The following is a 12,334-nucleotide window of genomic DNA, read 5'->3' as shown; positions in this document are numbered from 1 at the left end:
GCACTGTGGCACAACGGTCATACCGAGGGCGCCCGGTCACCGAGCGCCGCGCTGACCGCCAGGACAGATTCATGGCGGCCGCCCTGGAGGTGTACGGCACCCAGGGCTACGCACGTGGCACGGTCTCGACGATCTGCACTGCCGCCGGCCTGTCCCGGCGGCAGTTCTACGAGTTGTTCGACAGCCGTGAGGATCTGCTGATCGCGGTGTACGACATGATCCACGCACAAGCCCGCACCGCGGTCCTCGCCGCATTCACCCGCGCCGATCCGGAGGCAAGCCTGCAGGACCGGGTGCGCCCGGCCATCGCCGCCTTCTTCGACTCGGTTGCCACCGAGCCGCGGCGGATGCGCATCGCATTCATCGAGATCGGCGGTGTGAGCGCACGAGTCGAAGCTCATCGCGTGCGGTCCCGCGCAGAATGGACGACGTTCTTCGGTGCCGCTGCCGCGGAGATCGGCGGTCTCAGCGATTCACCGTTCGGCTTCGACTACGAGGCGGCAGCATTCATCGGCGCGTTGACCGAGGCCGGCCATCTGTGGGCGAGCAGCACCGATCGGCCCGATCGGGATGAGGTGATCGACATGCTGCTCACCGTCATCGTCGCATTGGCCACCCACCGGTCCACCGCTGAGCCCGCCTGAGCCACCGGCACCCTTCCCTGACGCTCGGGGGTCGATCCGGCCCATACCTGCACGTTCGTTGCCGAACGTGCAGTCGGCATGCTATCTTTCCCGGCATTGTGGGACAGCACGTTCTCACATTCCTTGTCGGGGGGTCACCGGAGCGAGCCAGCAGCGGCGCCGCTCCGGTGGCAGCGGGAGTGACCGAGGCGCACCCGCCCGCAGATACCTCAGACCGCAACGACAGCGCGCAACAACTCAGCCCTGCGGCACTGCGGGCGATGACGCCACGACGACGGCACCCACCACCGCCGCAACGAACGCAACGATCGCGACCGGCTCCCAACCCGCTCGGGTCGCGTCGCCGAGCAGGGCCAGTCCCACCGCGCCCGGCACCACCGTCTCGCCGACGACGAGAGCCGCCGCAGCTCCGTTGACCGATCCCGTCTGCAGCGCCACCGTGAACAAATAGAAGCCGGCGACGCCGCACCCGATCACCGCATAGGCCGCGGGGTCGGAGAGCAACGTTGCGAGGTCGAACGGATCGATACCGTGCACGATGCGGACCGCGACGGCCATCACCCCGAACAGGACTCCGGCCAACAGTCCGGCGACCGTCGCGACGCGCGGCCCGGCCCACTGCACCAAGGCGAGCCCGCCGACAAACAACACGGCTCCGCCACCGAGCACCGACCAATGCAGCCACGCACCGTCGTGCCCGTGTCCCTCGTCGGCGGACGCGACGGCGAGCACCACGAGCGCCACCACGACGACGCCGATTGCGACCCGATCTCGGGTTCGTAGCTGCACATGCAGGAAGATCGCCGCGAGAACCGCGGTCACCACCAGGTTCGCACTCACGATCGGCTGCGCGAGGAACAGCGGAAGATCCCGAGCGGCAACCAGATTCCCGACAAATCCGACACCATCGAGGGCTATTCCGGTGAGGAAGGCGACCGTCAGCATCGCGGTGATCGTCGACCGCAGGGTCGGTGCGTGTGTGTTCGCGTCACCCGGTTCGACCGCGCTTCGTGCGCCGTAGGCCTGCAGGACTGATCCCGTTCCGTAGGCCAATGCCGCGACCACGGCGGCGACGATTCCGACGACCATCCGATCAGTATCACGGACGTGAAGGCGGAGATGAGACACCTGACACACATCGGCGCTGCGGGAACAAGACCAGGCCGCGAGCCCGTTACCGCTACACGTGACTCTCGCCCGCGGATCAGTAGCCGCCCGTCGTGCCCCTGCCTGCGCCACCGCTGAGGAATGCTGATGCGTCAGGGCCCCTTTGCCGGACGCTATCCGGCCGTGGCCGTCATGGTCACCTTCGCGCTCATCCCGTATCTCGCGCTGTCCGCGGCCATCGAACCGCTGGTACCGACGATCACCGCCCAGCTCGGTATGACACCGCAGATGATGAGCCTCGCATCCGGCCTCGCCAACGCGGCCTACGCAGCCGGCACGGTGCTGGCGGTGCAACTGGCCCAACACCTCCCGCAGCGTCGGATGCTGTTGGCGTACGCGGTGGTGCTCGTGGTGGGTGCGGTCGTCACGGCCGGTGCGGTAAACGGCGTCATGTTCACCTTCGGGCTGATCTTCCTCGGCCTCGCCACCAGCATGCTGCTGATCGCCGCCGCGCCGTCGTTGACCATCGGTTTCCCCAAGAAGCGTCTGCCCCAGACCGCCATGATCATGAACATGTGCGTGTTCGGTGCGGTGGCCATCGGGCCGTTCATCGGCGGCGTGCAGTCGGCGGCCGGGCAGTGGCGCCCTCTGTTCTGGATCATCGCCGGCATCGCAGTGCTGGCGCTCGCCATGGCGGTCCTCACCTTCGAGGACGCACCGCCGGCGGACCCGACCGCGCCACGTGATCTGCGGGCGATCGGGCTGGCCGCCGCGGGCTGCGTACTGGCCTTCGCCGGCGCCGCGCGACTGACCACCCATGGCCTGTTCGACGTCGAGGTGGCGTTGCCGATGTTCGTCGGCCTGGCTTTGATCGTCACGCTGATCACCTATCAGTTCCGGGCACGCCGACCCCTGTTGACGGTGCGGGCGGTGCTCACCAGTTCGATTCCGGTCGCGGGGGTGGGGCTGGCCCTGTTCGCCGCGGCGGCCTCGGTCGCGGCCACCTCGCTCACCGCCGCCGCGTTGATGGATGAGCTCAGTGCCTTCCGGGTGGGGCTGCTGTATCTGCCCGAGCTGGGTGGCGCCATCGTGATGGCGGTCGTCTTCGGCGTTGTGATCTCGCGTCGCGCGATGCACTACCTGCCGCTGGTCGGCATGGTGCTGCTGGCGGCCGGGATCGTGGTGTTCCAGCTCGCCTTGCCGGCCAATCAGCCACTGGTGCTGCTCGGCGCGGCACTGACCGGCCTGGCGCTGGGTGCGACGGTGGCGCCCGCACTGTTCGTCACCGGGTTCTCGCTGCAGTCCAACAGTCTGCAACGGGTGTTCGCGATCATCGAGCTGCTGCGTGCGGTGGCGGCGTTCCTGGTGGCGCCGATTCTCGCCAACATCGTGGTTGCCGCGTCCGCCGACCGGCTCGACGGCACCCGCCACGCGTTGTGGATCGGATTCGGCCTGGCCATCGCCGGCGCGGTGTTCGGTATCGCGGTCTATGCGCTCAGCGGCGCTCGCCCACAGAAGCCCGACCTCGATCGCTTCCTGGAGGGTGACGCCGCGGCCTGGCACTCCCCGCCGCTGCTCGCCCGGCTGCGCGGCACCGCGGCACCGGCCCCCACCCGTTCCGAGCCGGTGGATCGGGGATTGCCGGCGCCGGCGCCCATCGCCGAGGCCGACCTCGATCGCGCGACACCTGGTCCGATCTGCTTCGCCTACGACGGCAGCGACCTCGCGCGATCGGCCATCGTCGCCGCCCCCGGGCTCGTCGGCCCCGGCCGAGACGCCGTGGTCGTCTGCGTGTGGCAGCCGGCCGATGTCGGGTTCACGCCCCCGCCTGGCGAATATTTCGACCCGAACAACGCACACGAGGTCGCACGGATGGCCGAACGGGTGGCCGCCGACGGTGCCCATCTGGCCGAGCAGGCCGGTTTCCGCGCCCGCAGCGTGGCGATCGAGGCCGCACCGACCTGGCAGGGCATCGTATCCGCCGCGCAGGCCGAGAAGGCCCGGCTCATCGTGCTCGGGCCGCATCCGCGCGGTGGGCTGTTGGCCGCGTTACAGGGCAGCGTCTCGGCGACCGTTGCTGCGCACACCGCGATACCGGTGCTGTTTGTGCCGCCGGCCGCCGCGAGTGACGACCCCGGCCGCGGCGAGCACACCGCCGAAACCGGCAAATTCGCCGAAACCGGCCCATCCGCGCAGGTGAGCGGCCTGAACGCGGCTGCCGGGGTCGGCGAGAAGGCTGGGCACGGCCGCGGGTGATCGCCTACGGTTGAGACAGCGGGATCGGGGGAACTCCTCGCAGGGTCGGGACTCCACTGAGGGTCGGGGGACTCGAGAAGGAGGCAACTCATGAACCGAACTGCTCGCCTCGCAGCATCCGCGCTCGCCGCGTCCGGGCTGGCGGTGGGTGCGACCACCGTCGCGGCCGCGTCGGCGACCGCGGCCGAACCCGCTGCCCTGAGCATCCAAGGTGACCTGGCGCTGACACCAGACCTGCATCTGTTGCGCATCGACGCCGAGGGCGCACGTACCGGGGCAGGAGCCACCGGCGGCACCTATACGGCGACCGTGCTGGCCGGCACCGACCCGACGCCCATCCAGGTCACCGGTCCGATCACCTGCATTTACGTCAAGGGCGATACGGCCTCCCTGGTCTACCCGATCAGCGACATCAAACCCATCGGCCTGCCGGCGCAGTTCAAGGATGCTGCCGCCGTGCAGATCACTGTGCGCGAGGGGACCGACGGACGTAGCGACATGGTCGGCGTCAACGGCCCGATGCTGACCAGCAGCTTCACCGGATGCGCACCGACCGACACCCCGTTCGCCTTCGACGGCGAGATCGAGACGTCGGGCGGCTGATCGACTGATTCAGCCGGTCATCTGTCTCTGCTCCCGAGGCGGATGACCGTAGCCGGTCGGCATGTTGGTGGCGTCGGCGGATTCCACAGCGGTGACCGCTCCGGACGACGCCAACGCCACCCCACCGGCGACAGCGGCGACGAACGCGACGATCGCGACCGGCCCCCACCCGGTGCGGGTGACGTCGCCGAGAAAGATGATGCCGACGGCACCGGGTAACACCGTTTGGCCCACCACCAGCGCGGCGGCGGCACCATTGACCGACCCCGTCTGCAGCGCGACGGTGAACAGATAGAACCCGGTGATCCCGCTGAACAGCAACGCATACAACGCGGGGTCGGTGAACATCGCCATCAGGTCGAACTCGTCGAGGCCGTCGACGAGGCGCGACGCGATGGCCATCACGCCGAACACCGCACCCGCCATCAGCCCGGTCGCCGCGGCAATGTGTTTGTGCAACATCCGCATACACATCAAGCCGAGCCCGAACAGGACAGGTCCGGCGACCAACACCGCCCAGTGCATCCAGCGGTCGTTCTGCGCGCCTTCGCTTCCCGCGGACACCGCCAACAGCACCAGCGACGCGACCACCACGGTGCCGGCGACCCAGTCGCGCATCGCCAGCCGCACATGTAGCACCACCATCGCCAACAACGCCGTCGCGACGAGCCGCGCCGAGATGATGGTCTGCGACAAGAACAACGGGATCAGCCGCGCCGACAGGATGGTCGCGACGAACCCGATGATGTCGAAGACGAAGCCCACCAGGAACGGCACCGTCAGCATCGTCGCGACGGTCGACCGCAGCGACGGGTGCGCCTTGGACGACTGGCGGCGCTCCTCGCGAACGGCGGCCCGCTGCGCCACCTGATCGGCACCGAGCGCCTGAAGTACCGCAGCCGCGGCGAAGGCGAACGAGCCGATCACCGCGATGATGATTCCGGCGGTCATCGCAGCGAGATCACCACACTTCCTTAGATCAGCGGGGCTCGAGGACGTCGGTCCCGACGAACCGGGCCAGTTCCGGCGGCAGCGTCACCGAGCCGTCGGGCTGCTGATGGTTCTCCAGGATGGCGACGAGCCAGCGGGTGGTGGCCAAGGTGCCGTTGAGCGTGGCGGCGGTCTGCGGTTTGCCGTTCTCGTCGCGGTACCGGATCGACAGCCGCCGCGCCTGGAAGGTGGTGCAGTTCGACGTCGAGGTCAACTCGCGGTAGGTGCCCTGGGTCGGCACCCAGGCCTCACAGTCGTATTTGCGTGCCGCCGACGACCCGAGGTCGCCGCCGGCGACGTCGATCACCCGGTAGGGCACATCGATCGCGGCAAGCATCTCCCGCTCCCAGGCGAGCAGCTTCTGATGTTCAGTCGCGGCGTCCTCCGGTTTGCAGTAGATGAAGCCCTCGACCTTGTCGAACTGGTGCACGCGGATGATGCCGCGGGTGTCCTTGCCGTAGCTGCCGGCTTCCCGCCGAAAACAGCTCGACCAGCCGGCGTAGCGTTTCGGGCCGTCGGCGAGGTCGATGATCTCGTCGGAGTGATAGCCGGCCAGCGGCACTTCTGAGGTACCGACAAGGTAGAGGTCGTCGTCTTCGAGGTGATAAACCTCGTCGGCGTGGGCACCGAGGAAGCCGGTGCCGCCCATGATCTCCGGTCGCACCAGCACCGGCGGGACCATCAGCGTGAACCCGTTCGCGACCGCCTTCTGTGCGGCCATGTTGAGCAGCCCGAGCTGCAACAACGCACCATGTCCGGTCAGGAAGTAGAAGCGCGACCCAGAGACCTTGGCCCCGCGTTCCATGTCGATGAGGCCCAGCGCCTCGCCGAGTTCGAGGTGATCCTTCGGGTCGTCGATCCGGCGCGGTTCACCGACGTGTTCGAGAACCACATAGTCGTCCTCACCGCCGGCCGGGGCGCCCTCCTCGACGAGGTTGGATATCGCGCGGTGCGCGGCGGTCGCGGCCTCGTCGGCCTCGTGCTGGGCCGCGACGGCCGCCTTCACCTGTTCGGCGAGTTCCTTGCCCTTGGCCAGCAGCGCGGCCTTCTCCTCGCCTTGGGCCTTGCCGACCTGCTTGCCGAGAGCCTTCTGCTCCGAGCGCAGACCGTCGGCCTCGACGATGGCGGCGCGGCGCGCGGCATCGGCGTCCAGCAACGCGTCGACCAGACCGGGATCCTCACCTCGGGTCCGTTGCGAGTCGCGCACGAGGTCGGGGTTCTCACGAAGAATCTTCAGGTCGATCACGTGTGAAACCCTACTGGAGGCGCTGTGGCGTGGCGTCGCACCCGCTGGTCAGCGTGCCCGCGCGGATTCACGACTGCCAGTGCCGCGTGTAATCGGTGCGACCGAACATCTGGGCCGCATCGTGGGCGGTCGGAGTGCCGGCGAATGGGTCGGCACCCGCGCGCACCAACGCCGCGACCACGTCGTCGAAACCCTTGAACACCGCGCCGGCCAGCGGCGTCTGACCTCTGTCGTTGACGGCGTCGACGTCGGCGCCGCGGTCGATCAGCACCCCCACGGTCGCCGACGACCCGTGATAGGCGGCGAGCATCAGCAGCGAGTCGCCGGCCTGGTTGCGCAGGTCGACGGGCACACCGGCGTCGAGATAGGCGGCCAGGGTCGGCGCGTCGCCGGCGCGGGCCATGTCGAACAACCGTCCGGCGAGCTCGGCCACATCGTCGGGTACTGGGCCGGGCGCGGGGGTCTGCGAACTCACCGTCGCGAGTGTAGGTACTCCTCGGCAGACGCAACAGGCATGATGGGTTCTGATGAACGGCGATGACGACACCCCGCGGGACGGGGCCGACGACGACTGGGTGAACGTGCCCGGCGGCGAGACGTCAGAACACGACACGTCACCACACAACGCGCCGCCACAGGACTCGCCATCGGCCGACGCGGCGGACACCCCCCGCGACGACGAGGGCCGCGACTGGCGACGATCCCTACTGCGCCATCCGGTGCGGGTGGTGCTGTCGGCGGTGATCATCGGCGCCATCGTGGCCGGCGCCATCGCCCTGGCCATGGGTGTGTTCAACGAGAGCGGCAGCGTCGGCGGCACCGACATCGGCGAAGGCGAGCGGCTCGCCCAGAACGCGTTCACCCAGTCGGTGCCCGACGACTGCCTCGACTGGCCCGCAGACAACCCGGGCGATCCCAGCAAGGTCGCCTGCGATCAGCAGCACCGCTTCGAGGTCGCCGGTCCGCTCGACACCGGATTGTTGCCCGGGTCGGAGTTCGGCGAAAGCGCCTCGTGGCCGGGTGCCGGTCGCTTCGCCGCGATCCGTGACGAACAGTGTCCGGTCATCGTCGACGCCTACCTGGACGGGCGGCTCGATCCCCAGGGCCGGTTCTCGGTCGGCATGATGTATCCGTCGCAGGTGCAGTGGGACAAGGGTGCGCGCGAGTTGCGCTGCGGGCTGCAGCAGACCGGTGCGGACGGGATGGCCGACCAATTCGTCGGCCGCGTCGCCGAGCAGGACCAATCCTTCCAGTGGCCACCCGGTACGTGCATCGGTATCGATCCGGCCAACCGCAAACCCACCGGCGTCGCGGTGAACTGCACCGAGGCCCACGCCTTCCAGACCACCGGAACCGTCGTGCTGTCGCAGCGGTTCGGCAACCCGTTGTCGGGCAAGCCGTGGCCGGGGGTCGAGGCCCAGAACGATTATCTGCAGTCGATCTGCCCGGTACAGGCCACCCGCTTCCTGGGCGGTAAGCAGAAACTCGACGCGACGACGTTGAACGTGCAGTGGTCGGTGTTGTCGGAGCCCAGCTGGCTGGCCGGCAGCCGCACCGCGGTGTGCTACCTCGGACTGCCCGACCGGGGCGGTTTCGCCACCCTGGTCGGCGATGCCCGCTCGACCCTGCTCATCAACGGCAAACTGCCGGTGCCACCACCGCAGGCGCCACCGGGTCGGGCGCTGCCCACCCCGGTTCCGCTGCCGCCGGGTATCGCACCGAATCCGGACGAAGTGCCGGCCCCGGCCGGGTGACCCGATGACCGTACGCATGTCCGACGACGAGTTCGACGGGCTGGTGTCCGACGCGCTGGACACCATCCCCTCCGAGCTGACCGACAATATGTCGAACGTGGTGATCCTGGTGGAGCCGCACAACGAGGAAGAACCGTCGATCCTCGGCCTCTATCACGGGGTGGCGCTGACGATGCGCGACCACGAGTACGGCGGCTTCCTGCCCGACACCATCACCATCTACCGCGACCCCATTCTGGCGATGTGCCGCACCCGCGAGCAGGTCGTGCACGAGGTCGCGGTGACGGTGATCCACGAGATCGCCCACCACTTCGGCATCAGTGACGACTGGCTGCACGCGAACGGGTGGGGCTGAGGTCGTCGGCGGGCGGGGGCAGGGGTCCCGATACGCCGCTCGGCTAGCGCCCGGATCGGGAAGGCCAACCGTCGCCTGGCCCGCGCCGGCGCTGTCGACCGGTTCACCTGCGACGTCGAGGAGTTCGTGCGCTGAGGTGGGCAGCTCGTCGCGGTCGGCAGCGACGGCCCGGCTGAGATAGCGGCGCCCCTCGTCGGTGATCACCCAGGCCAGGGCCAGCAGCTCACGCACCCCGAACAGCTGTGCGCTGCCGGGCCCGCCCGAGGGTTCGGCCGGGACAAGGTCCTCGGGGTCGTACTGCAGCGCCCACAAACCGGCCGGCGAGACACCGAGGAACGGCACCAGACACGACTTGCCGATCTGCACGATCTCGCCGGTCTCCTCGTTACGCACAACGTAGGAGGTGCTGCGCGCGCGGGACTTTCGGCAATAATCACACCAGTGTTCATCGGGGCGAGTCCACCCGTCGAGGCTCTGGCCGGGTGCGGTGCGCACCACCATGCCGGCCTCCTCGCGGGTCAGGGCGGCCAGGAAGGTGTAGCCGGGGGCGGTGATCTGCGGGGCGCTGAGGGTGACCCGGGCCATCGCGACGTGCTCGGTCCCCGCGGCGGTGTGATCGGTGCCGAGTGGGACGGAGTATTCCTCGCTGGCCATGATCTGGCTACAGCGCGCTCAGGGAGCAGGTGACCGCGTCACATCTGTCCACCCGTCGGTAGCTGCGCGGGTGGACAGGCCTTCGCTACTGTGCGGCGGGCAGTTCCGTGATAGGTACCGGCTCGGGCCAGTTCCATTGGCCGACAGGTACGCCCGCTGTGCCTGCGGGGACCAGCTGCACCAGCGACAGCGATACCTCATCGTTGGTCAGGGCGCCGCGGGTGCTGTAGTCGACGAATGGTATGACGCCTTCGATGTGGCCGGTGACGGTGGCTTTGCCGATTGCGGTCGGCGCCGATGAGTTGGTGATGCCGTCGATTTCCTGGCCGCTGAGTGTGCGCAGCACCCAATGTGACGGATTCAGGTCGTACGCGCCGTCGACGACGTCGATCGAGACCGGGACCAGCACGCTCACCGTCGAGGTCGAACTGCGGCGGACGGTGGCGGGGTCGCTGACCTGAACACGGATGGTGTAGCCGTCACCGGAAATGGTGTGTGTACTGCCGATCAGCCCGATCTCAGTATCCTCGTCGGCTTCGGAGTTCACTCGAGGTAGCAGGGGCATCTCTTCGTTGCTCGTCGGGGTTGAGACCGTCGTGGAGGCGGTTGTCGACGATTCCGGTGGCAGCGCGCCACCAGCACTGTTGTTGACGTCGTCATCGGTGCTGCCGCTGCACCCTGCGGCAGCGACGATGACAGCAACGACCGCGACAACACCTGTGAACGATGACGTACCCCGACTCACCAGTCATCCACCCCTATTCTTCACTCCCAAAAATTATCAGTGCGTTATCGTACGGGAGTCTGTGCGTCAGAGAGCCGTGGCCCCTTCATCCCGGGGCTCACCTACGCGAGACAGTCAGTCGGGGCGACAGGGGGGCGATGGACCCGTACAGGGCAGTGAACCGGACGAGCGGGACCACGTTCTGGCATGGAGGGACGCCGGGGCTTGACGTAGGAGACGAGATTTTGTCTCGCAACCACCTCTATCAACTCGGTGCAGGTAACCGATCTAGTCCACGGGGGGTAGATGACGACGGTTCGGTTGTGTACATCACCGACAGCCTCGCAGTAGCGAGAGGCTACGCTGCCCTGTACGCAACCCCCGGAGACGTGTACGAAGTGCGGCCACAACCGGCGTCGTCGCTGCGAATCGACGATGATCTCAAAGTGGTGAGCTTGACGGCCGCTAGGGCGAGGATCGTCGGCGTGGCTGAGCGTGAGGTGCAGGTGACTTATGAACAGGCTGTGCGACCGATAGCTCCGCACCTGACATGGGAAGACGACAGCCCGGTCTATACATCTGAAGGTTTCGTCACTCCCGCACCGAACTGGGCGCACGCCGATCCCGGGCAGCTCGCCGAACTAGGAAGTTGGCTGCCGCACGTTGGTATTCGGTACATCGAGCGAACCCGTCGGTGCGTGATTTACTGGCCGGTCATGGCCACATACGTGGCCAGGTTCCCCGAACTCGCGAATAGATCGCCTCACATGCACAGACGTGCGTGACTCCGGGACGGGGGACCCCGCCGTGTCTTGATGTGTGAGTCGGTGACAGCTGCAGCTGCTGGCCCGCAGCGGATCGACGGCAACGATGTGCGGGAGAAGTTGGCGGCGGGTGCGTTCACCCTCAACGACCACGACGTCACCGATGCCGCGCGGCAACTCGGGTGCACACCCGCTACCGGACCGCGCGGCGCTGTGTCGATGCTCGGGGCGCAGATCGAGCACGCCGCAACGATGTCGGCCACCTGTGCCCGCGACGCCCTGGCGATCAGGCTGCGTGTGAGCGCCGGCGGCGATGTCGCCCTGGCCGGTGTTGGGTCGGGAGGTTCTGGCGGCCGGGTCGACTGGAAGGTCTGTTGACACATTGACGTGGTGGCTGTGGATGTTGATCGGGTTCCTCGCTGTGGTGGTGTTGGCGATCGGCGAGATAGTGGGACGTCGAACACACAGCCGCGCAGCTGGGTTGGTGATGGCGGTCGTGGCTGGAACGGAGTGTTATGTGACCTTTGTTGCCGTTCTCCTCGTTACCGGGTACTGAGGAGTGCTGGTGACCGGGCGCGCCTGAGTTGGATGGAGTGTCGAATTGAGTCGACCTTCTCCGGTTGGGCGAGCCACGCCGCACGAGTGTGGAACCTGAATCTGCATGTGGTGCCGACCGAATTAGACCTGCTCATCCTGCTCATTGCTGCCGGGCGACTTCGACCCGGCCGCACCCACCCGGGCAGGTGCGCGGGGCGGTGATCACTGAACCGACCCCGCCGCCCGCGCGCATGCCCGCTTCGGACCGGCGAACCTGAGTAGTTGGCCGTGTCGTATCTGACATCGACGATGTCGGTGGAATGTCTTACCGTGGAACGTGGTTATGCGCCGTGGCAGGGGGATTTATCTGCCAGCATCATCACGGGGGACACACATGAGCACACCATCACAGGAGTCGGCGTCAGAAGTTGCGCCGGTCACCGTTCTCAGCAGCACCGACGATGAGGTGCCGTCGGCATTGGTGACCGCACCGCGCAGCGAACTGGTGATCTCGGCATTGCTGCTTATCACGACTGCCGCTATGTTGGTTGCCCTGTTCACCAGTGCTGGGTGGTGACCACGGGGCAGGCATACCCCGCAACAGGGCTGTCATTTGCCACCGTGAAGGGACCACCCTGGGCTGATTGTTTGCCATGGGGATGGGACCACCTGGATTGCCAGTTATGGGACCACCGGCGCG

Annotated in this window: 12 protein-coding genes; 7 read left to right on the top strand and 5 right to left on the bottom strand. The window is 67.6% G+C overall.

All coding sequences use genetic code 11. The annotated features are described in order from the left end of the window. Window positions 1–71: 71 nt before the first annotated feature. A complete protein-coding gene (locus tag ACIGKQ_RS23760) occupies window positions 72–644 on the top strand; it encodes a TetR/AcrR family transcriptional regulator (RefSeq protein ID WP_396575082.1) in 573 nt (190 codons plus the stop codon). Window positions 645–881: 237 nt separating this feature from the next. On the opposite strand, the gene ACIGKQ_RS23755 is transcribed toward ACIGKQ_RS23760, so the two are convergent. Beyond that, the gene (locus ACIGKQ_RS23755; protein WP_396575081.1) at window positions 882–1,733 is read right to left on the bottom strand and encodes a hypothetical protein; all 852 of its coding nucleotides are present in this window, start codon (window positions 1,731–1,733) and stop codon (window positions 882–884) included. Between the two features lie 165 nt (window positions 1,734–1,898). On the opposite strand from ACIGKQ_RS23755, the gene ACIGKQ_RS23750 reads away from it, so the two are divergent. Both ACIGKQ_RS23750 and ACIGKQ_RS23745 read left to right on the top strand, forming a co-directional pair. Further along, window positions 1,899–4,007 carry an MFS transporter gene (locus tag ACIGKQ_RS23750; RefSeq protein WP_396575080.1) on the top strand — a complete coding sequence of 703 codons (2,109 nt, stop codon included), beginning with the start codon at window positions 1,899–1,901 and terminating at the stop codon, window positions 4,005–4,007. 90 nt (window positions 4,008–4,097) lie between these two features. Next, a complete protein-coding gene (locus tag ACIGKQ_RS23745; RefSeq protein WP_235723283.1) occupies window positions 4,098–4,610 on the top strand; it encodes a hypothetical protein in 513 nt (170 codons plus the stop codon). 9 nt (window positions 4,611–4,619) lie between these two features. On the opposite strand, the gene ACIGKQ_RS23740 is transcribed toward ACIGKQ_RS23745, so the two are convergent. The 3 genes from ACIGKQ_RS23740 to ACIGKQ_RS23730 all read right to left on the bottom strand — a co-directional run bounded on the left by ACIGKQ_RS23740 (window position 4,620) and on the right by ACIGKQ_RS23730 (window position 7,249). Then, window positions 4,620–5,561, bottom strand: a complete 942-nt coding sequence (locus ACIGKQ_RS23740) for an EamA/RhaT family transporter (protein ID WP_396575079.1) — start codon at window positions 5,559–5,561, stop codon at window positions 4,620–4,622. Window positions 5,562–5,589: 28 nt separating this feature from the next. Then, window positions 5,590–6,846, bottom strand: a complete 1,257-nt coding sequence (gene serS / locus ACIGKQ_RS23735) for a serine--tRNA ligase (protein WP_396575078.1) — start codon at window positions 6,844–6,846, stop codon at window positions 5,590–5,592. A gap of 67 nt (window positions 6,847–6,913) precedes the next feature. After that, a complete protein-coding gene (locus ACIGKQ_RS23730) occupies window positions 6,914–7,249 on the bottom strand; it encodes an ankyrin repeat domain-containing protein (protein ID WP_235723424.1) in 336 nt (111 codons plus the stop codon). Window positions 7,250–7,373: 124 nt separating this feature from the next. Here ACIGKQ_RS23730 and ACIGKQ_RS23725 point away from each other — a divergent pair, with 124 nt between their 5' ends. Both ACIGKQ_RS23725 and ACIGKQ_RS23720 read left to right on the top strand, forming a co-directional pair. Next, the gene (locus ACIGKQ_RS23725) at window positions 7,374–8,600 is read left to right on the top strand and encodes a septum formation family protein (RefSeq protein WP_396575077.1); all 1,227 of its coding nucleotides are present in this window, start codon (window positions 7,374–7,376) and stop codon (window positions 8,598–8,600) included. Window positions 8,601–8,604: 4 nt separating this feature from the next. After that, window positions 8,605–8,955 carry a metallopeptidase family protein gene (locus tag ACIGKQ_RS23720; protein ID WP_235723279.1) on the top strand — a complete coding sequence of 117 codons (351 nt, stop codon included), beginning with the start codon at window positions 8,605–8,607 and terminating at the stop codon, window positions 8,953–8,955. Between the two features lie 739 nt (window positions 8,956–9,694). Here the strand turns inward: ACIGKQ_RS23720 and ACIGKQ_RS23715 are convergent. Beyond that, the gene (locus ACIGKQ_RS23715) at window positions 9,695–10,354 is read right to left on the bottom strand and encodes a hypothetical protein (protein ID WP_235723278.1); all 660 of its coding nucleotides are present in this window, start codon (window positions 10,352–10,354) and stop codon (window positions 9,695–9,697) included. 806 nt (window positions 10,355–11,160) lie between these two features. On the opposite strand from ACIGKQ_RS23715, the gene ACIGKQ_RS23710 reads away from it, so the two are divergent. Continuing rightward, the gene (locus tag ACIGKQ_RS23710; RefSeq protein ID WP_235723277.1) at window positions 11,161–11,475 is read left to right on the top strand and encodes a hypothetical protein; all 315 of its coding nucleotides are present in this window, start codon (window positions 11,161–11,163) and stop codon (window positions 11,473–11,475) included. A 553-nt stretch (window positions 11,476–12,028) separates the two neighbouring features. Beyond that, window positions 12,029–12,211: a hypothetical protein gene (locus ACIGKQ_RS23705; RefSeq protein WP_235723276.1), complete on the top strand. Its 183-nt coding sequence runs from the start codon at window positions 12,029–12,031 to the stop codon at window positions 12,209–12,211. Window positions 12,212–12,334: the final 123 nt, after the last annotated feature.

This window comes from Gordonia sp. NPDC062954 (assembly GCF_044543825.1).
GTDB lineage: Bacteria > Actinomycetota > Actinomycetes > Mycobacteriales > Mycobacteriaceae > Gordonia > Gordonia tangerina.
This window is presented reverse-complemented; position numbering and strand designations above follow the sequence as displayed.